At 54.3% G+C, this 20,768-nt stretch carries 17 protein-coding genes; 11 read left to right on the forward strand and 6 right to left on the reverse strand.

Annotated elements, in window-relative coordinates; genetic code table 11:
• Positions 1–112 precede the first annotated feature (112 nt).
• Together ACR0BK_RS12950 and ACR0BK_RS12955 are read left to right on the forward strand one after the other, a co-directional pair.
• Positions 113–2,161: a dockerin type I domain-containing protein gene (locus ACR0BK_RS12950; protein ID WP_480554955.1), complete on the forward strand. Its 2,049-nt coding sequence runs from the start codon at positions 113–115 to the stop codon at positions 2,159–2,161.
• A gap of 93 nt (positions 2,162–2,254) precedes the next feature.
• On the forward strand, positions 2,255–3,046 hold the full coding sequence (locus ACR0BK_RS12955) for an inositol monophosphatase family protein (RefSeq protein WP_480554943.1): 792 nt from the start codon (positions 2,255–2,257) through the stop codon (positions 3,044–3,046).
• A gap of 3 nt (positions 3,047–3,049) precedes the next feature.
• On the opposite strand, the gene ACR0BK_RS12960 is transcribed toward ACR0BK_RS12955, so the two are convergent.
• Genes ACR0BK_RS12960 through ACR0BK_RS12980 form a run of 5 tightly spaced genes read right to left on the reverse strand, consistent with a single transcriptional unit; the run spans position 3,050 to position 8,453 of the window.
• A complete protein-coding gene (locus ACR0BK_RS12960; RefSeq protein WP_480554944.1) occupies positions 3,050–3,616 on the reverse strand; it encodes a histidine phosphatase family protein in 567 nt (188 codons plus the stop codon).
• A complete protein-coding gene (locus ACR0BK_RS12965) occupies positions 3,617–4,678 on the reverse strand; it encodes an ABC transporter ATP-binding protein (protein WP_480554945.1) in 1,062 nt (353 codons plus the stop codon). It lies immediately after the preceding gene.
• Positions 4,679–4,689: 11 nt separating this feature from the next.
• Positions 4,690–6,903 (reverse strand): ABC transporter permease, encoded by a 2,214-nt coding sequence (locus ACR0BK_RS12970; protein ID WP_480554947.1) that lies wholly within the window; start codon positions 6,901–6,903, stop codon positions 4,690–4,692.
• On the reverse strand, positions 6,904–7,929 hold the full coding sequence (locus ACR0BK_RS12975) for an ABC transporter substrate-binding protein (RefSeq protein WP_480554948.1): 1,026 nt from the start codon (positions 7,927–7,929) through the stop codon (positions 6,904–6,906).
• A gap of 59 nt (positions 7,930–7,988) precedes the next feature.
• A complete protein-coding gene (locus ACR0BK_RS12980) occupies positions 7,989–8,453 on the reverse strand; it encodes an NUDIX hydrolase (RefSeq protein WP_480519960.1) in 465 nt (154 codons plus the stop codon).
• Between the two features lie 224 nt (positions 8,454–8,677).
• On the opposite strand from ACR0BK_RS12980, the gene ACR0BK_RS12985 reads away from it, so the two are divergent.
• The 6 genes from ACR0BK_RS12985 (at position 8,678) to ACR0BK_RS13010 (ending at position 13,907) form a co-directional block, all read left to right on the forward strand.
• Positions 8,678–9,487 carry a DeoR/GlpR family DNA-binding transcription regulator gene (locus ACR0BK_RS12985; RefSeq protein ID WP_480554950.1) on the forward strand — a complete coding sequence of 270 codons (810 nt, stop codon included), beginning with the start codon at positions 8,678–8,680 and terminating at the stop codon, positions 9,485–9,487.
• 61 nt (positions 9,488–9,548) lie between these two features.
• Positions 9,549–10,523 carry a phosphate/phosphite/phosphonate ABC transporter substrate-binding protein gene (gene phnD / locus ACR0BK_RS12990; protein WP_480483730.1) on the forward strand — a complete coding sequence of 325 codons (975 nt, stop codon included), beginning with the start codon at positions 9,549–9,551 and terminating at the stop codon, positions 10,521–10,523.
• Between the two features lie 60 nt (positions 10,524–10,583).
• Entirely contained in the window at positions 10,584–11,378 is a 795-nt protein-coding gene (gene phnC, locus ACR0BK_RS12995; RefSeq protein WP_267366602.1) for a phosphonate ABC transporter ATP-binding protein, read from the forward strand.
• Positions 11,375–12,190, forward strand: a complete 816-nt coding sequence (gene phnE / locus ACR0BK_RS13000; RefSeq protein ID WP_209507091.1) for a phosphonate ABC transporter, permease protein PhnE — start codon at positions 11,375–11,377, stop codon at positions 12,188–12,190. The genes phnC and phnE (ACR0BK_RS13000) overlap by 4 nt, the downstream gene beginning before the upstream one ends.
• Complete coding sequence (gene phnE, locus ACR0BK_RS13005; protein WP_267366604.1) at positions 12,190–13,005, forward strand: phosphonate ABC transporter, permease protein PhnE; 816 nt, start codon at positions 12,190–12,192, stop codon at positions 13,003–13,005. Before phnE (ACR0BK_RS13000) ends, phnE (ACR0BK_RS13005) begins: the two co-directional genes overlap by 1 nt.
• The gene (locus ACR0BK_RS13010; protein WP_480519962.1) at positions 13,002–13,907 is read left to right on the forward strand and encodes an HAD-IIA family hydrolase; all 906 of its coding nucleotides are present in this window, start codon (positions 13,002–13,004) and stop codon (positions 13,905–13,907) included. The genes phnE (ACR0BK_RS13005) and ACR0BK_RS13010 overlap by 4 nt, the downstream gene beginning before the upstream one ends.
• 239 nt (positions 13,908–14,146) lie before the next feature.
• Here the strand turns inward: ACR0BK_RS13010 and ACR0BK_RS13015 are convergent, their stop codons facing one another.
• Positions 14,147–14,599 carry an Lrp/AsnC family transcriptional regulator gene (locus ACR0BK_RS13015; RefSeq protein ID WP_209507088.1) on the reverse strand — a complete coding sequence of 151 codons (453 nt, stop codon included), beginning with the start codon at positions 14,597–14,599 and terminating at the stop codon, positions 14,147–14,149.
• Positions 14,600–14,715: 116 nt separating this feature from the next.
• Here ACR0BK_RS13015 and ACR0BK_RS13020 point away from each other — a divergent pair, with 116 nt between their 5' ends.
• From ACR0BK_RS13020 to ACR0BK_RS13030, 3 genes are all read left to right on the forward strand, one after another.
• Positions 14,716–15,915: a methionine gamma-lyase gene (locus ACR0BK_RS13020; protein ID WP_480554951.1), complete on the forward strand. Its 1,200-nt coding sequence runs from the start codon at positions 14,716–14,718 to the stop codon at positions 15,913–15,915.
• A gap of 15 nt (positions 15,916–15,930) precedes the next feature.
• On the forward strand, positions 15,931–18,303 hold the full coding sequence (locus ACR0BK_RS13025) for a 1-deoxy-D-xylulose-5-phosphate synthase N-terminal domain-containing protein (protein WP_480554953.1): 2,373 nt from the start codon (positions 15,931–15,933) through the stop codon (positions 18,301–18,303).
• A 464-nt stretch (positions 18,304–18,767) separates the two neighbouring features.
• A partial coding sequence (locus ACR0BK_RS13030; RefSeq protein WP_480554954.1) for a M10 family metallopeptidase C-terminal domain-containing protein occupies positions 18,768–20,768 on the forward strand: 2,001 nt, incomplete at its 3' end.

Below are 20,768 nucleotides of genomic sequence, written 5' to 3' on the forward strand. Positions count from 1 at the left end.
GTTAATCTGAAACCGAACTTCTCGTTTTCACCACAATTCCGCTTTTGTTTCGGTCCGTGCATCAGGTCATCTTTTGGTCAAGGCCAGGGGTGGCGCAGGAGGTGTGGCTGTGATGCTTCAATTCGAAGGTGTGGTGGCAACGGGGAGCGCGGCGCTCGATTCAGGTATCGGCGATACGGCTTTAAAAACGCTTAACGGAACCACGTATCTTTATACCGTCGCCGGACCGGGCGGCGGCGTCGCGGTCTGGAGGCTGGTCGAGGGCGCGATGCCTCAACTGGTCGACACGGAATATTACAGCGGCACAATCACGTTTCACGTTGGTCGCAGTGGTACACCAATAACGCTGGCGGGAACCGAACAACTTGTACTGGATGTGAATATGGCGGTCGGGTTGGTCGGATATGACCTAAACCCGGATGGCACCCTGGACACCCTTACTGAAACCGGATCTCTGACGGGAGGCGGAGATATCTCGGCCATTGTTCAAGTGTCGATCGGGCCCATGGATGTTCTAGCAATGGCTCATGAAGAAACGGGTCAAATCGGGACATATCTTGTTAATCAGGACGGAACGCTGAGCCTTGCTGGCCTTGTTGCTGGCTCTAGTGGCGCGATGCAGACGTTGCGCGCAGGAACAGACCATTTCCTGATCTCAAGTGATGCGGTCAGCAATACAGTCTCAACTTTTCGGGTCGACAGCATTTCCGGTCAGTTGACCGAGATTGACAACAGTTCAGCCCTCGGAACCCTTGGAATCTCGACTCCGACAGCCATCGAAACGATCGAGGCCTACGGCAAGCCCTGGGTAATCGTGGCGGGTGCAGGCAGCAACTCGCTCAGTGTGCTTCAATTGAACGCTGACGGCAGCCTGAGCGCCACAGACCATATTCTGGATTCGCTCACGACCCGCTTTGAATCAGTGCAGGACCTTGAGGTCGTGGACATCAACGGGCGCGTATTCGTCGTGGCGGGTGGCGGTGACGATGGGCTTACATTGTTCACGCTGACTCCGGAAGGCCAGCTGGTTTATCTGGACAGTTTCGCCGACACTTTGACTAGTGGATTGCAGAATGTTGAATCGCTGAGCATTGCACATGTCGGCAATGAGTTGCAGATTCTGGTTACGTCGCAACAAGACGCTGGATTCACTGTAATTTCGGTTCCTGTCGATGATCTGGGGATCGTGGACAAAGGGTTTGGAACAGTGTCGGGGACGACCTCAGACGACATGCTGAGCGGCAGTATTCTGGATACCACCCTGATTGGCGGAGATGGCGATGACATACTGATAGCCGGAACAGGTGCTACGACTATGTCAGGTGGGGCAGGGGCCGACATTTTCGTGATGCAGTCGGGCAGCGGTCTGACCACGATCACGGATTTTCAACCGGGTGTGGACCGTCTGGACATGTTCGACTATTTGCTGTTGCGGTCCCCTCAGCAACTGACCTTTACCAGCACCACTCAAGGGGCGCGGATAGAGTATCGGGGCGAGGTGGTGCAGGTTCAGTCTGCTTCGGGTGGATCGCTGACCAGTACCGATATTTTCGGGGCCGGGTTTGAAGGCCCCGATCACATTCCGGTTGATTTTGGTGATTTCGGCGGTTTGACGCCCGACAGTTCGGATGGCGTGCTTGGGCCAATCACTGTGGACAGCCAATCTGCAAATCCCGGATTGTCGGATGCAGAGATCAAGTTCACTCCTGACGGTGGTGGCACGGTATCTGTCACGGCTGACGATCAGGGGCAATTTGATTTGGACCTTCCGGATGGCACTTTCCCCGGAAGACTGGACGTCGTCAAACATTATTCAACGGCGAGCAAAGAGATCGACGCCCTGGATGCCTTGCAAGTGTTACGCATTTCGGTTGGCCTCGATCCGACATGGGGACCTGCCGATGCGGAGAACTTGATCGCGGCGGATATCAATCAAGATGGAACCATCAATGCCCTGGATGCACTGGCGATCTTGCAGGTGGCCGTTGGGCAAACCACTGCGCATGAACCTCAATGGGTCTTTTTGGATTCAGATGCGGACTTGTCGGGAATTACAAAAAGCAACGTTGATTATCAGACTGGAATGGATGTTGTTGCCATAGACGGGGTGATAACCGCCGATATGACGTCCATATTGCTCGGCAACCTCGAAGCGGCATGAATTGAATTGAACGGTGCTGCAACTCAGTCATTGCAAGCCTTCCGCTTGGACCGCAATGTTGGCCCTAGATACACAAACACAAAAGGACAGGCCATGAATCGTCTTTCGGAACGCAGAGATTTTGCCATCGCGGTCTGTGAAGAAGCTGGGGTGATTGCAGAGAAATACTTCTTGGACAGGAGTAATCTGGTCATCGATCAAAAAGGTGCTCAGGACTGGGTGAGTGAGGCGGACAAAAACGTCGAAACTTTCATTCGCCAAAAGATCATGGATGCCTGGCCGCAAGACGGGATATTTGGCGAAGAACACGGCGCTGCCACCGGTGAGAGCGGGTTTGACTGGGTGATTGATCCAATTGATGGAACTACGAATTTCGTCAATGGCATACCGGTATGGACGATTGTTCTGGCCGGTGTCACCGAAGGGCGCACTGCGGTCGGTGTGATCCGGGATCCGAATATGGACGAAACCTTTGTGGCAACACGTGGAGAGGGCGCGACACTGAACGGTTCACCGATACACGTGGCCTCTGGGGTTGCTCTTCAGGACGGGACGGTTTCTGTGGGGTATTCGAACCGGATCGAAACTCGCCACGTCGTGCCGGTGGTCGCAGCGCTGATCGAGCGCGGTTCCATGTTTCACAGAAACGCCAGTGGTGCATTGTCATTGGCCTATGTCGCAGCCGGGCGACTTCTGGGTTATGTGGAAGAACACATGAACGCTTGGGATTGTCTGGCTGGGCAATTGTTGGTTACGGAAGCGGGTGGTGTTGTCGAAGATCAAGACGCCGACGCGATGATCCGCGACGGTGGGCGTGTGATCGTCGGAACGCCAGATGTATTTGAAAGCTTGCTGGAAATCGCAGAGAACGCTTGGGGTGCTTAACGTCTAGGCCATTGATAACCAAGTGGAATAAGGTCGTAGATTTGTCAGGCTTGCCTGCCAATAATGGCCTTGTGACGGTTGATCGTACTGGCGGTTAATCGGATTTCCAGAAAGTTCACACCACAACAATGTACCGACCGCGCCATGTGTAACGATTGCGAGGTCTCCGGCTCCATGGGCACGAATGATCTCCGACACTGCACGACGAATGCGCCTCTGAGCATCGGCCGCAGTTTCCCAACCGCGAAAGCTAATGTCCGGCTGGGCAAAGAATGCGTCGGCGGCCGCCTCGAACTTTTCCCGTGGCAGGAAACCTGTGGCACTCCGATCATTCTCGCCAAGATCCGGGTGGAAATATAAGGGCAACCCCAAGGGCGCAGCCAGAATCTCACCAGTGTCGCGAGCCTTTCGTTCGCTGCTGGCCCAGATATGGCTGACATTGGCCATAGCTTCACTGGCGGCAAAGGATGCGGCGCGCCAGCAACCTGTCGTGCTCAGACCCCATTCCGTAATGGGGGTATCCGGATCAATAACGACCTCGGGGTGAGTGATGATCAGTAAATTCGGCATCTAGTCAGGCAGAAGTACCGGTCCTTTGCCCGCAAACCCCATCCTGATTTCGGTACCCGGTGCAAGCGGTGCATCAACATCATCGTGGACCGCAAAAACCTGACCAAATGCGCCGGTCAGCGTGTATTCCATCCGCACGCCAACATAGGTTGCCTTGGCCACTGTAGCGGCGATGCCGTCATCAGAACCAATCACAAGGCGCGAGGGTCGTACAGCGATGGTCGCGGCCCCATTGGTCAAACCCCGACGCGGCAGAGTGTGACGGTATCCTTCGATCTCGATCGTTGCAATATCTCCGTCAGTTGCAATGATTTGACAGTTGAGCAGGTTTGCCTCGCCTATGAAATCGGCAACAAACCGGTCATTCGGGGCATCATAAAGCTCGCGAGGTGTACCCATCTGAGCGATCGCGGCGTTCCGCATCACAACAATCTCGTCCGAGACGGCCAGGGCCTCTTCCTGATCGTGGGTGACATAGACAACCGTCAATCCAAGGTCTTGCTGAATGGCCCGGATATCCTCGCGCACCTGGCGTCGCAGCTTGGCATCAAGGTTGGATAGCGGCTCGTCAAACAGCAGAACCTGTGGTTCAAGAACCAGCGCTCGCGCGACGGCGACACGTTGTTGCTGACCACCCGAGAGTTCGGAGGGAAGGCGATTGTCGAACCCCTTGAGCCCTACCAATTGCAAGCCATGCAAGGCGCGGCTGCGAGCCTCATCCTTGGCAAAGCCCGAGAATGTGAGGCCGTACATCACGTTCTCCAGCACGCTCATGTGGGGAAACAGCGCGTATGATTGAAACACCATTGATACGTCGCGATCTGTTGCGGGCAGTTTGGTGACGTCCCGGTCGCCAATCATAATCTTGCCAGAGCTTGCCATTTCTAACCCGGCGATCATGCGCAACGTCGTTGTTTTCCCACAGCCTGACGGACCAAGCAGCGTGACCAGTTTTCCCGCTTCGACATGAAGGTTAATGTTATCAACAGCCACAACGTTTTTGCCGAACACTTTCGACACGTTCTCGAACCGTACCGGCGCGGCCTTGGATTGCAGGCTCATGTCAAAATCTCCTAAACATTGGTGCGTGACTGCGTCATTCGACGCCCGATCTGAGTGCGACCAACGATCAGCTGCATCAACGCAACAACTGCCAGCATCACGAAGATAAGCGTCGTCGAATACGCAATGGCTAGACCATAGTCGTTATTCTCGACCCGCCCGATAATATAGCTGGTTGCCATGTCGTATTCGGCACTGACCAGAAAGATCACAGCCGAGATCGCCGTCATCGCACGGACAAAACTGTAAACAAGTGCGGCCAGTATCGCGGGGCGTAGCAGCGGCAGAATGATACGACGAAATGTCTGCCACGAGTTTGCACCAAGGGTCAGCGACGATTCATCAAGACTGCGGTCAAGTTGCGACATGCTGGCGATGCCCGCACGGACCCCAACCGGCATGTTGCGGAATATGAAGCTGATAACAAGGATAACGCCTGTGCCGGTTATTTCGATTGGCGGAACGTTGAAGGCAAGAATATAGCTGACACCAATCACCGTACCGGGGATAGCAAAGGACAGCATGGTTCCAAACTCGAAAGTGTTCTTTCCTGCAAAGCTCTGCCGGGTCAACAGGTAAGCCGTTACCAGCCCAACCGCCGCCGTCAGAGGTGCAGCAATTGCCGCAATGGTTATGGTGGTCCAGAAGCTGTCCCAAGCAGCGCCGGTCCAACGAATGCCCTCTTCTTCAAATCGAACAGAGAATGCAGTGACGTAGTGCTTTAGGGTCAGGGAGTTATTGACACCCCAAAGCTCGACCACACTGCCGTAGATGATCATTGCATAGACAATGATCGTGAACACCGCCCAGCCAAGGGCGAATACCAGCACGGGAACAGAAAGGCCTGTCGGCATCAAAGGGTGCACGCCTGCGTCGCCTTTGCCTGTTACGGTTGTATAGCTTTTCTTACCCAGCCAAACACGCTGTGCGTAAAAGGCCGAAAGGGTGAAAAACAGCAATACCATGGCCAGAACGGCGGCCCGTCCTTGGTCGTATTGCGCCCCTACGATGGCAAAGAAAATCTCGGTCGATAGAACGTCGAAATTCCCACCCAGAACAAGTGGGTTTCCGAAGTCGGCCATACTTTCGATGAAGCCCAAAAGAAATGCATTGGCAAGTCCGGGGCGCATCAGAGGCAGGGACACTGTCTTGAACGTTTGCCACCTGCTGGCGCGGAGAGTCTGTGCCGCTTCCTCCATAGATGGCGAGACGCCTTCCACCACGCCGATTAGAACGAGGAATGCAATGGGTGTGAACGCAAGGGCCTGTGCGATGAATATGCCTGGCATTCCGTACAGCCAGCGCGTTGGCTGCGTGCCGAACAGATCGGCGACGAACCGTGTGACTGAGCCTGACAGGCCAAAAAGCAGGATCAGCGCGAGCCCAATCACAAATGGCGGGGTGATGATCGGAAGAACAGTCAAAGCCCGCAGCATGCGCTTGTAGCGGAAACCCGAGCGGGTCACGACCAGTGCAAAGCACAAACCCAGGGCCGTCGTGACGAAGCCAACCAGGATGGCGAGAAACAGCGAGTTCCATGCCGCGCCGCACCTGGCGCCATAAAAACACCCCAACCCCCAAAGCCGGCCATCAAAGAACTTTGAGAAGAAGACAGCAATCGAATATGCGCCATCTTCAGTGACGAAAGCAGCGAACAGCATCTTGGCGATCGGAAAAAAGACAAAGACGGTGACGATAGTAATCACACCGCCAATCGCACTGACAACAAAGACGTCACCGTTGATGGCACCTCTTGCCGCAATGCCTTGGGTCAACAGGAACAGAAAGCTTGATGCGCAAATCATTGCACCATAGCCCATGCCGAACTGGCGATCGCCAAGTTCACCAAAATAGGCTACCAACCAATTGAAATTGAAACCCCTGATGCCAATCCCGAAGCCCTGTGCGATCAACCAGCCGAAGCCGAGTGCACCGGAAAGGATCAGAACACGGGCATAGAGCGGGTCAGATTTCGCTCGTTTCAACACCAGAAGGGGTAAGGTCAGGGCGATCAACAGCGGGGCAAGCCAAAGCTTCTCACCCTGTGCGATCAGGAATGCAGCGGGGGCATAATCTTCGTCAAACGGGTAGCCGTCAAAAAGCCATTCGAATGACCACAGGCCGCCGTCGACCATATACCACGGCAGCAGGCAAAACCCGACCCACCCGGCGATGACCCAAAAGATCAGAACCGGGCGGGTCTTTTTTGAAGTCTGGTCAGTCATTTACTGCGGCAGAACCGAAACCTCTTCGTCCCATTTCTGCAACAGACGTTTCCGTTCGTCTGAGGAACCATACTTTTTGAAGTCATAGTCAATCAGCTTGATCTGGCTCATGTCAGGCGCGCTTTCCGATGTTTCCGCGCTCTTGTTCGATGGCACCTGAAACGCGCTGACCTGAAGAGCAAGGTTCTGCGCCTCGGGCGACAGTGCCCAGTCATAGAACTTCTTCGCCTCTTCCTCGTTGCGGGCGCCTTCAATTATGGACATCGAGCCAATTTCGTATCCCGTACCCTCGCACGGCGCGACGACCTTGATCGGGAAACCCGATACGGCCTGCTTTACCGCATCATGCATGAAGACGATGCCAATCGTGTTCTCGCCACGACCGGCTGCTTTGATTGGTGCCGATCCGGATTTGGTATACTGGTTGATATTCGAATGCAGGCCTTTCATGAACTCAAAACCTTCATCCTCGCCAAAGATCTGCACCATCGAGGCCAGCGTCGTATAGGCCGTACCAGACGAGTTCGGGTTGGCCATCTGAACGTGGCCCTTGTATTCAGGCTTTAGCAGGTCTTTCCAACAGGCGGGTTCAGGCAGGTTGTTGGCCGCCAGCAAGTCTGCGTTATAGCCATACCCAAGTGCGCCGGAATAGATACCTATCGTTCTGTTTCCGGCACTCTCGGCCTGGGAAATCGCCCAATCATGAAGCTGGTCGCGCATTGGCGACATGTATTCCATTGTCAGGCCCTCTTCAGCGGCCTGCAAATGCGGGTCACCCGTGCCGCCCCACCACACGTCTCCTTTCGGGTTTGAGCTTTCGGCACGGATTTGAGCAAAAGTTTCACCTGACGACTTACGCGTCATGTTGACGTCGATGCCCGTCGCATCTTCGAAGCTACGCGCCATGAGTTGGCACCAGTCTTCCTGCGCGGAGCAATAGAGTGTCAGCTTGTCCGCCTGCGCTGCCGACATAGATGCGGCTATTGCAATCAGCGACCCGACGGCCGTGGATGTAAGTTTTTTCATTATCATTCCTCCCTTTGGTTATTTTGCGCCCAGTATTTTTTGTTTTGTCAGGCGCTTTCTCATCCAGCTTTTCGAAGCTTGTTAATGACAGACTGGGCGTTCTGATTGCCCGTCAGATTTTTCAGAATACTTGAGAGATCTCTTTCTTCCACCAGCTTTGCCGCTTTCCCCGGTGAAAACCAGTGACGTGTCCGTTCGTCCCGTTCTTTCCAACGCCGTTTCAGTTTTTCAACTACCATGGGATAGAGGGTTACGCGGCAACGAACGCTATTCGCGCCCTCAAAGCGTTTGTCATAGAAAAAATGACCAACTGGCTGTTTCGAGATTGCCCCGACTGCACCTGCTTCTTCCAGTGCTTCAATTTCGGCGGCATGCCAGGGTTTCTTTCCTTCCATCAACCAACCTTTTGGGATGACCCACCGTCCTGTATCGCGCGAAGTCACCATCAGAACACGCAGCTTTCCATCCCTGTCCCAGCGCATCGGAAGCGCTGCAATCTGGTCTGTTATGTTGCCGTCGCTCATGCTGCCCTCAATGACACGGTATCAAAAGCGCAACCAGAATAACCTTCAGTCGTTAATGGTGGTCCTTGGGTTTTCACTTTGAAACGGTTCAATTCACACATTCTTGCCTTGCGCTTTAGACTCTTCCGAATTGTCACAACCTACTGAGGGTTATGCAACAAAAATTATTGCATTATGCCCGAAATCCCACAAAGGTGGGGCTTGAAACCTGATTGGGTTGTTGGATGTCCAAAACGAAAATACGTGCCAAAACGATTGAAAAGGGTCGGGGTAGGGTAAAGAAATCCGACCGGCGCCAGCAAATACTGCTGGAGTTGAAGCTTCGCCCGCACGTTCGCATCAATGAATTGGCCCAGCGTTTCAACGTCTCTAACGAGACGGTGCGCAGGGATTTTGACGCCCTGTCGAATGACGGCCTGATCGCACGCGCGCACGGAGGGGCATCTGCCCCGGCACAAGGGCATTATCCAGGTCTGGACGAGCGAGCCAACGCGCGGATTGAGGAACGCGAACGCATAGGTATCAGCGCGGCGGGGTTGGTACGCGATGGTGAAACGGTCATGATCGATTCCGGTTCGACCACAATCGAAATGGCCCGTGCATTGGCCTATCTCGGCACTCCTTGCACAGTGATTACGAATTCTATTCCGGTGGCAATGACCCTCGGCCATGGGGCTGCCGAGGTTTTGCTTTGTCCAGGAGAATATCTGGCAACCGAATCTGCGACGATCGGAACCGAAACGCTGGAATTCCTGTCTCGGTTCAATGTCGACAGATGCATGATCGGCTCGTCAGGTTTTTCGGTCGAAGGCCCTTCAGAAACCGTGCGCGGCTTTGCGGCTGTCAAAAGAATGATGCTGACGCGCGCAGCAAATCGACATCTTTTAATCGATTCAGGGAAATTTGGCCGTAAAGGCCTGTCTCAGGTCGGAGACCTGACCAACCTGGATTCCATAGTTTCCGACACGAAACCAACAGGAGAGTTGCTTAACGCGATCAACGGAGCCGAGGTTGATGTTCTCGTCGCCCCGTAAACACTGAAATGAATGACGAACAGCGGACTGCAAAATGACCGCGCATGACTGGGAGGAAAACATGAAGATAGACATCAGATTATTGGTTGGGGCATCGGCAATTGCGCTTATGTCGCTTTCCGGGACAGCTTCGGCGCAAGATTGCCCGAGGGGTGATCTGGACGAGCGGTTTTGCGACGTCGATGGGGATTTGATTGCGGATATACCCACAGATTCTTCCCAGCTAATTGATCCTGACACCCTGATTTTTGCCTATACACCGGTCGAAGACCCAGCCGTATACAAAACCGCATGGTCTGACTTTCTAGAGCATCTGAAGGCTGAGACAGGCAAGGACGTGGTCTTTTTTCCGGTCCAAAACAACGCCGCCCAGATCGAGGCGATGCGGTCGGGACGCCTGCATATTGCGGGCTTCAACACCGGGTCCAACCCACTGGCAGTAAACTGTGCCGGGTTCCGACCGTTTACGATTATGGCCTCAAAAGACGGTAACTTCGGCTATGAAATGGAGATCATCACCTACCCAGGCTCGGGCATCGAAAAGGTTGAGGATATCAAAGGTAAGCAACTTGCCTTTACGTCACCCACGTCCAACTCGGGTTTCAAAGCACCGTCGGCGATCCTGAAAAGTGACTTCGATCTTCTGCCCGATCGCGACTTCGAACCCGTCTATTCGGGAAAGCACGACAACTCGATCCTTGGTGTGGCGAACAAGGATTATCCAGCGGCATCGATTGCAAATTCGGTAAAGGCACGGATGATTTTGCGGGATGTGATCAAGGAGGAAGATGTTGTTACGATTTACAAATCGCAGACCTTCCCAACCACCGGATTTGGCACTGTCTACAACCTGACGCCCGAATTGCAGGAGAAAATCCGCAATGCTTTCTTCAACTTCGAGTGGGAAGGGACAACGCTTGAAGCAGAGTTTTCCAAGTCGAACGAAGGCCAATTTCTTGAGATGACTTACCAGGAATTCTGGGACGTCATTCGGAAAATTGACGCGGCAAACGGCGTCTCCTACGCCTGCCAATAAGCCTTGCTTAATCAGGCGGGCCTGAGAAGGCCCGCTATCCACCCTAATCGGGGGCATTTTATGCTGCGTCTTCAAAAGCTGACGAAAACCTACAAGACCGGAGATCAGGCACTGAAGGCCATCGATCTTGAGGTACCCAAAGGGCAGGTGCTTGCACTGATTGGACCCTCGGGCGCGGGAAAATCGACCATGATCCGTTGCATCAACCGTTTGGTTGAGCCTACAAGCGGCGGTGTTCTTCTGGATGACATGGACCTGACCAAACTCGGCTCGGGTGCGTTGCGGAAAGCACGCCGCGAAATGGGTATGATCTTTCAGGAATATGCCCTAGTCGAACGCCTCACCGTGATGGAAAACGTATTGTCCGGTCGGTTGGGGTATGTCGGTTTCTGGCGCAGCTTTCTGCGGCGGTATCCGCAGTCCGATGTGGACGAGGCTTTCCGCCTTCTGGACCGCGTGGGACTGTTGCATATGGCTGACAAACGCGCGGACGAGTTGTCGGGTGGTCAACGCCAAAGGGTCGGTATCTGCCGCGCCCTGATCCAGAACCCAAAGTTGTTGCTGGTCGATGAACCGACCGCGTCGCTGGATCCGAAAACCAGTCGTCAGATCATGCGGCTGATCACCGAGCTGTGTCAGGAGCGTGGGCTGGCGGCCATTATCAACATCCATGACGTGGCACTAGCCCAGATGTTTGTTCCCCGTGTCGTAGGCCTCCGCTTTGGCGAAATCGTTTTTGATGGTCTCCCAACAGGGCTCACCCCGGAAAAGCTGACCGAGATTTACGGCGAGGAAGACTGGGAAGCGACCATCGAAAAAGTGGATGAGGACGAAGATGTCGAGGCCGCAGAATGAGCCATCGAGAACTTGACGACATGCTGGGAAAAGGTTGGCGCAAACCGGCCTTTATCAAGAACACGTTGCTGCGCAGGGCATTGATACTTGGGTTCTTCGCTTACCTGATCGCGGCTTTCATGACCATCGATGTTGATTGGGGAAGGGTCTATGAGGGACTGGACAGGGGATGGGCGTTCGTCCTTGCCTTTACCAGCCCGGATTTCATTTCACGGTGGTCGGATATCTGGGCCGGTCTTCTGGAAAGCATTGTGATGACCGTGGCCGCTTCGGTTGTCGGTATCCTGATTTCGATCCCGATAGGATTGGGGGCTGCACGTAATATCGCCCCGTTGCCAATTTACATAATGTGCCGCGGCATTGTCGCGTTAAGCCGGGCATTGCAGGAAATTATCGTTGCCATTTTGCTTGTGGCCATCTTTGGCTTTGGCCCGCTGGCAGGATTTTTGACGCTGTCTTTCGCAACCATTGGGTTTCTTTCCAAGCTTTTGGCCGAAGATATCGAGGCGATGGACAAAGTTCAGGCTGAGGCGATTCAGGCCTCTGGTGCACGATGGCTGCAATGGATCAACTACGGGGTTCAGCCTCAGATCATGCCTAGGCTTGTGGGTCTTTCCATGTACCGGATCGACATCAATTTCCGGGAAAGCGCTATTCTGGGGCTGGTGGGGGCAGGCGGCATTGGCGCGACACTCAACACCGCGTTTGATCGATATGAATATGATACGGCTGCCGCCATTCTGATCCTTATCATCGGGATCGTCATGGCCCTCGAATACCTTTCCGGAATAATCCGAGCGAGGGTTCAGTAATGCCGGTTCTTGAACGCGACGATACACAAATCTGGCGCAGGCGGACGACCGGCCAAAGCCTGGTTCGCTGGTTTGGATGGCTTCTGGGAGTAGCGGTTTTTGTCTACTGTTGGCAGCTCATTTCGGAATCGACAACCTGGTTTTTCGTCTGGGACGCACCCCGTATCGCCAACGATATCTGGACCCGCGCAACACCTCCGAAATGGGATTATATTACCCAGCTGGGTCGCCCGATCTGGGATACACTGAACATCGCTACACTGGGGACGATCATCGCTCTGTGCATGGCCGTGCCGGTTGCCTTTTTGGCGGCCCGCAACACTACTCCGTCGGCGTTGTTCATCCGCCCCATTGCCTTGTTGGTCATTGTCTCGACCCGCTCAATCAACTCGCTGATATGGGCGCTGCTATTGATCGCTATCATCGGACCGGGTGTGTTCGCAGGTGTCATAGCAATCGCCATCCGTTCAATCGGGTTCTGCGCTAAACTTCTTTACGAAGCGATTGAAGAGATTGATCACGGTCAGGTCGAGGCGATCACAGCCACCGGTGCTTCGCGGTGGCAAGTCATGGCGTATGGGATCGTTCCGCAAATCCTGCCAGCATTTGCCGGAATTGCAGTCTTTCGTTGGGATATCAACATTCGCGAGTCCACAGTGCTTGGGCTGGTTGGCGCCGGTGGCATCGGGTTGCAGCTTTCGGCCTCGCTTAACGTTCTGGCGTGGCCGCAAGTGAGCCTGATCCTAATTGTAATTCTTTTTGCGGTCATGATCAGCGAGTGGGTTTCGGCAAAAGTACGAGGAGCGATCATTTGACCGGATTCTCAGCGCAAGAGGCTTTCAAGGCTTACGAAGCCGTCCGGCACCGCCTTCCAGATATTGAACCGAACGACGTGAGCTATCGTCGTATCGAGACTCTTTCCGAAATTAAGGATGAGTTTGACGTGTTTCTTCTGGATGCGTTCGGGGTTCTTAATATAGGCGACACGGCGATCCCCGAAACGCCCGAACGGATCAAGTCACTGAAGGCTGCGGGCAAACGTGTCTTGGTGGTGTCGAATGCCGCTGGGTTTCCCCACGCCACGCTGTTGGAGAAATACACCAGACTGGGATATGACTTCGCGCCGCAGGATGTGATCACCAGTCGGGCTACGTTGCTGTCCGGGCTGAATGGCCAACGTGGGCTGCATTGGGGTTTGATGGCGACACCCAGCGCCGGTCTTCGCGACTTGGAAGGTTTGAAATTAACCTATCTGGAGGATGACCCGCAGCCCTACGAATCTGTTGATGGTTTTCTGATGATCGGGTCAGCCGCCTGGACCGAAGCCCGGCAGGCGATGTTGGAGGCGGCATTGCTAAGCCGCCCCCGCCCGGTATTGGTGGGCAACCCGGATATCGTTGCCCCGCGCGAGTACGGCTTTTCCAAAGAACCAGGTCTTTTCGCACACCGTTTGGCCGACCGGACAGGTGTAGCCCCGCAATTTTATGGAAAGCCATTCGGCAATATCTATGATCTTGCTTTTCAGCGACTTGGGCCTGTCAACAAATCCCGCGTTCTGATGGTGGGTGACAGTTTGCATACTGACATTCTGGGCGCGCGTCATGCCGGAGTGGCTTCGGCACTTGTCTCGGATTTTGGTTTCTTCGCCGGGCATGATGTCGAGGAAGCGATCAAACAGGCAGCGATCGTGCCGGATTTTGTTGTGACCCGACCTTGAGATTTTGAAGTAATGCGAATTGTAGGAGGAGCGTCCGGGCAGTGTTGGGTTAATTCACCTTTGATTTGCAGGAAGCTCGCGTAATGATGATTATGTTACTTTTACGGAGACGCATCCAGTCGGCGAATTTTACCTAACCGAGGTAATACTCACAGTCACGGAAACTCGAAACTGGTTTTTCCGCATCCTAACAATCTAGAACTCAATGCTAAGGGTCACTTTCGAGAACTCAAACCATCTCAGGCTGGAAACACCGCTGTTTTCTTGACTGTTCCATAAACAAAGCTGGTGTCGATCGAAGCTATCCCGCCGATCGGGTGAATTCGGTTTCGAATAAAGTCTTCGTATGCTTCGAGGTCCGATACCAATACCCGCAACTGGTAATCCATTGCGCCGGTCAGCACGTGGCATTCTAGAACTTCATCGATCATCCGAACGCGTTTTTCGAATTTCTGCACATCTGTTTCATTGTGCCGCTCAAGCCGGATGCGGACAAAGACGGTTATCGCCATCCCGTATGCAGCAGCGTCCACATCGGCACTGTATCCCTTGATGACACCGCTGGCCTCAAGGTTTTTGACCCGCCGCAAACACGGTGAAGGAGACAGATTGACCTCATCAGCAAGATCCTGGTTCGTCATACGCCCGTCCCGCTGCAACGCTCGAATGATCTGCCTGTCTTTGGCGTCCATCTTCTCTCCATTTTTTAGCATAATATGCCAATGTAGGCCCTCAACTTGGCATTATTCGCAACCCATTGCTCAAAGTAAAGGCGCAAAGTGATAGCGACTTAGATCAGGAGCCCACCGTGACCCACACAACCGGATTTGCCACTCGCGCCATTCATCATGCCTACAACCCATTTGAAAATGATGGTGCGCTGACACCGCCCCTCCACTTGACCTCAACCTTCTCCTTCGAAACCGCAGAGGCAGGCGGTGAGATGTTTGCCGGCGAGCGCGCAGGTCATATCTATAGCCGGATATCGAACCCTACATGTGACCTTCTTGAAAAGCGCATTGCAGTTCTGGAAGGTGCCGAGGCTGGGCTCGCGCTTTCCAGCGGGATGGGCGCAATTACCGCCGTATTTTGGACCCTGTTGTCGCCAGGTGACGAAGTCATTGTCGACAAAACACTCTATGGCTGCACATTCGCTTTCATGCGCCACGGTCTGGCAAAATGGGGTGTCACTATTACCCATGTTGACATGACGGACCCCGCGAACCTGAAAGCCGCTGTTTCCGAAAAAACCCGTGTCGTCTACTTCGAAACCCCAGCCAATCCAAACATGCGCTTGGTGGATATCGCCGCCAGTTCAGAGATCGCACATTCTGTCGGTGCGCAGGTTGTGGTCGACAATACATATGCCAGCCCCTATCTGACCCGCCCGATTGAGCACGGCGCGGACATCGTCCTTCACTCCGCCACCAAATATCTGGGCGGGCATGGCGATGTGGTCGCGGGTCTTGTGGTCGGAACCGCCGAGCAGATTTCTGAGATCCGGCTTGTCGGCATGAAGGACATGACAGGCGCAGTGATGGCACCATTCAACGCAATGCTGATCCTGCGTGGGCTGAAGACACTGAACCTGCGACTGGATCGCCACTGTGCGTCCGCCAAGGTTGTTGCCGATTACCTTCAGGCACACACTGCCGTCAGTGAGGTGTATTTCCCGGGGCTTGAGAGTTTTGCCCAGCACGATGTCGCACGACGCCAGATGTCGCAGCCGGGGGCCATGATCGCCTTTGAAATCAAGTCTGGCCTGTCCGGTGGCATCAAGTTCATGAACCGCCTGAACATGATCCAGCGCGCCGTGTCCTTGGGGGACGCAGAAACCCTAATCCAGCACCCGGCATCCATGACCCATTCGACGTATACTGCGGAAGAACGAGCAGAACATGGAATCAGCGATGGCCTGATCCGACTTTCCGTCGGGTTGGAAGACGTTGAAGATATCCTTGCAGATTTAGAGCAAGCTTTGCCCTACCCTGCCCGCAGTGCCGCCTGAGTCCCGGAGACCACCATGCCGTATGATCCCAACCAGTTGAAAATCGTTGAACAGCGTCTGCTGTGGCTGTCGCATTGGATGATCCACCATGCCAACCATATCCGGCCCAAGGTTGATGGGATAAAGGTCGGTGGTCATCAAGCGTCGTCTGCGTCGATGGTTTCGATCATGACTGCGCTCTACTTTTCGGCTTTACGGCCCGAAGATCGGGTTGCGATAAAACCGCATGCGTCACCGATTTTCCACGCGATGCAGTACCTCATGGGCAACCAGACCCGCGAGAAGATGGAAAACTTTCGCGGGTTTGGTGGCGTGCAAAGCTATCCCAGCCGGACAAAGGACATCGATGATGTCGACTTCGCGACAGGTTCGGTAGGTTTGGGTGTCGCGATCACCTCGTTTGCTTCGATCATTCAGGACTACGTCAAGGCCAAAAACTGGGGGGCAGATGCCCCGATGGGGCGAATGGTGGCGCTTGTAGGCGACGCTGAACTGGATGAAGGCAACGTATACGAGGCATTGCAGGAAGGCTGGAAAAATGGCCTGCGCAACACGTGGTGGATTATCGACTACAACCGGCAGTCACTTGATGGCATCGTTCGTGAAGGGTTGTTCGAACGGATCGAGAAAATCTTTGATGCCTTCGGATGGGATGTTGTGCGCGTGAAGCACGGCGTGTTGCAGCGTGCGGCCTTCAAAGAACCTGGCGGCGATCGGCTGCGAGACTGGATTGATGCCTGCTCGAACCAGGAATACTCGGCCCTGACGTTCATGGGCGGCGAGGTTTGGCGAAAGCGCCTCATGGACGATCTTGGGGATCAGGGGGATGTGACGGCGCTGATCGAGCGGCGCACAGATGCCGAACTCGCTGCATTGATGGAAAACCTCGGCGGCAACTGCGTTGAGACCATGGCCCAAACCTTTGCTGCCATCGAACATGACCGCCCTACTTGTTTCTTGGCCTACACGATCAAGGGATGGGGTACGCCAATTGCGGGCCACAAGGACAACCACGGTGGGCTGATGAACAACAGCCAGTTCGTCGCGTGGCAAGAACACATGGGCGTGCCTGCCGGTGAGGAATGGGAGCCACTTGCGGCAGTGCAGGACCCGGAAGCGCTGAAAGACTTTCTGTCGAAAGTTTCCTTCTTTGCCAAAGGTCCGCGACGCTATTTCGATGACAAGCTGGATGTTCCATCTATTGACATCGACACAAGCCGCGAAATCTCGACCCAAATGGCTTTCGGCAAGATTTTGGATGACTTGTCGAAGGGCGACAGTCAATTGGCCGAGCGTATCCTGACGACATCCCCTGATGTCACAGGGACAACAAACCTTGGCCCCTGGGTAAACCGGCGCAAACTGTTTGCCAGATCCGAGCAAGCCGACGCTTTTATTGAACACCGTATCCCTTCGACGGCAAAATGGGAATTTACTCCTGAAGGGCAACATATCGAGCTTGGTATTGCCGAGATGAACCTCATGTTGCTTCTCGGTGCCGCGGGCCTTTCGCATTCCCTGTTCGGCAAGCGGCTTATCCCGATCGGTACTGTGTATGACCCCTTTGTCAGCCGCGGCCTCGATGCGCTCAATTATGCTTGTTATCAGGATGCGCGCTTTATGCTCGTCGGCACGCCTTCGGGCATTACGCTGGCCCCAGAAGGCGGCGCGCATCAATCCATTGGCACACCGTTGATCGGGATGAGCCAGGACGGTCTGGCGGCCTTTGAGCCAGCCTTTGCCGATGAACTGGCCGTGATCATGGAATGGGCCTTTGATTATCTTCAGCGCGACGGCGAAGGGCAGCCGGACGAACGCACCTGGCTGCGTGACGAAACAGGCGGTTCGGTTTATCTGCGCTTGACGACAAACCCGATTGAACAGCCTGGCAAACGCGTGGACGATGAGTTCCGTCAAGGTGCCATTGATGGTGCATACTGGTTGCGGAGGCCGGGCCCGAATTGCGAGGTCGTAATCGCTTATCAAGGGGCCGTTGCACCCGAAGCGATCAAAGCCACTGGCGTGATGGGCGAAGGACGCAAAGACATCGGAGTGCTGGCGGTGACTTCAGCAGATCGGCTAAACGCCGGGTGGACGGCAGCGCAACGGGCGCGTTCGCGCGGCAATCAGACGGCTCGGTCCCACATCGAAACTTTGATGTCCGGTCTGCCGCGCCACTGCAAGCTGGTTACCGTGATTGACGGACACCCCGCGACATTGTCTTGGCTGGGTGCCGTACAGGGACATCAGACCATCCCATTAGGGGTCGAACATTTTGGCCAGACAGGGACAATCGGCGACCTCTATCGGCACCATAGCATTGACGCGGACTCCATCCTGGAGAAGGTGAACGGTCTGACCCATGGCAAGGCTTTGCTTCGCACATGAGCGGCGGTAATGGGCGTCGCAGCTAGGGGCCCTTACCCTCCGGGTATTTGGGCCCTTTGTGCTGGCGCGCCCGTGGGTTCGAAACCCGGAACGAAAGGCACCTTGTTCGAGCCAAACTTTTGGGATCTGAGAAGAATTGCCGTTCGGGACTAAAGAAGAAATCCGCACGCCTTTGCTTCTGTCACTACAGGTGCTCAAAACTGTCGCAGGTATGGACCGCCATGAAAATCAATTTTGCGTGCATTAAGTCGGCCTATGTGCGCTATCCGGCCGGTTTATTGGCAATAATCTTTTTCATGTATGCGCTTAATAAAAATGCGTCTGGCCTTCGAGAAGGTAACTCTTGAATTGCCGTTAATATTGTAGTTTGCAGGAGGCACTCCGGTACGCGTTTGCCCCAAAAAGAACACTTTGTTCGAACAGTTTCAGCGCAATCAATAACACCTAATTTCTAAGACAGAATAATGGCCACTGTTACAACAATCCCCAGACCTTCCGTAAGTTCTCCGCTCAGCTCTATCCAGGGTACCTATGCATATGGTGACGGGAATCCGTCGACCACGACAGTGATTTCCTACAGTTTCGGGCATTTCTCCGATACACTCGCTTGGTCATCGGAGTATAAGGCGGAGTTTCGTGCGGCGCTGGCCGCAATAGAAGCCGTTGCAAACATTAATTTTGTCGAAGTCACCTCCGGTTTCGCCGACTTGGTTGAGGTTATTGCGCCTTCTTCATTCTTTGATAACCCGCGAACTCTCGGATTTCATTATTCGCCATCGAACGGGACGTCCTATGGTGCGTTCAACACGTCATACTGGACTGCTTCTTTCAACGGAAACGGTGATCCGGGCGGGTATTTCTTTACCACTTTGGTCCATGAATTAGGTCACGCCCTCGGGTTGGGCCATCCTCATGACACCGGATTGGGAACAACCGTGTTGAACGGTGTAACGTCGCCATTCGACTCGTTTGGCGCAGCGAACCTCAATCAGGGCGTCTATACTGTGATGTCGTATAACGATGGATGGACTTCACAAAACGGGGCGCTGTACTTTAACGCAACGTACGGTGGTTCAACGGGGCTTGGGGCTTTGGATATTGCCGCGTTGCAGGCCATGTATGGGGCGAATACATCGCACAATTCCGGGGGCAACACCTACACGCTTCCCTCTGCAAACGTCGCAGGAACAGGGTACCAAGCCATTTGGGATACTGGTGGAATTGACACGATCCAGCATGTAGGCAGTTCGAACGCACAGATCGACCTAAGGGCTGCCACCTTGGATTATTCCGTCACGGGCGGTGGGGCGGTTTCCTTTGCCGCTGGGGTAAAAGGTGGTTTCACAATCGCGCACGGCGTTGTGATTGAAAACGCGTCGGGCGGGTCGGGCGCTGATATCATTATCGGAAACACTGCGCAGAACGTCTTGCGTGGGAACGACGGAAACGACACCATTCACTCGCTGTCCAACGGAAGCAACAACAACACCATCTATGGCGGCCAAGGCAACGATATCATTTTTGTGGCCCAAGGTACCGGCGCTGACCAAGTCTTTGGGGACCAAGGCAATGATCTGGCTGTCGTGCGAAGCAACGCAGGCACGTTTACAGGTGGAACCGGCACAGACACTGTCAGATTTGTCAGCGCGATAAGTAACTATTTATTCTTTGAAAACGGCGTCTTATACGAGTTTTTGGACGTCATCACGCGAACAACCTTCACGATTGCAGACGACGTAGAGTTGGTCCAGTTTCTTGACGGGCTACAGCAGTATTCCCGGTCGAATATCAAGTCTGCGATGCAGCTTTCAGATATCGATACTCAGGGAACAACGTTACAACATGCCAGCCAAGGGCTTTATGTGCTGGATGGCGGCAGTTCGAACATTGCTTTGATTTACGGTGGTCAGTCTATTGGGCAAAACTCGCTTGCAGGCTGGCAGGCACTTCAGGCCGAAGCATCGGGCGGTGGCTACAAGGTGCTGTGGCAAAATGCGAACGGATCATATGCCGAATGGACCACGGATACTTCGGGCCAATATGTTAGCGGGACCGGCATCGCCAATGTCGTGGATGTCGAGGCCTTTTATGGTGTTGATCTGAACAATGACGGCCAGACCGGCCACGTCACAACCAATATCGAGACCAGCGGGTCGACAGCATTCGCGTCATCAACTCGTGGTGAATATCTGATCAACGGTACCATCGGCCTGTCGTACAATGGCAATGCAATTGGGCCAGACAGCCTGCCGGGTTGGCAGGCACTTCAGGCCGAAGCGTCGGGTGGCGGTTACAAGGTGCTGTGGCAAAATGCGAACGGATCATATGCCGAATGGACTACGGATGCTTCGGGACAATATGTTAGCGGGACCGGCATCGCCAATGTCGTGGATGTCGAGGCCTTTTATGGTGTTGATCTGAACAATGACGGCCAGACCGGCCACGTCACAACCAATATCGAGACC

It is taken from the genome of Ruegeria sp. AF1 (assembly GCF_056542125.1).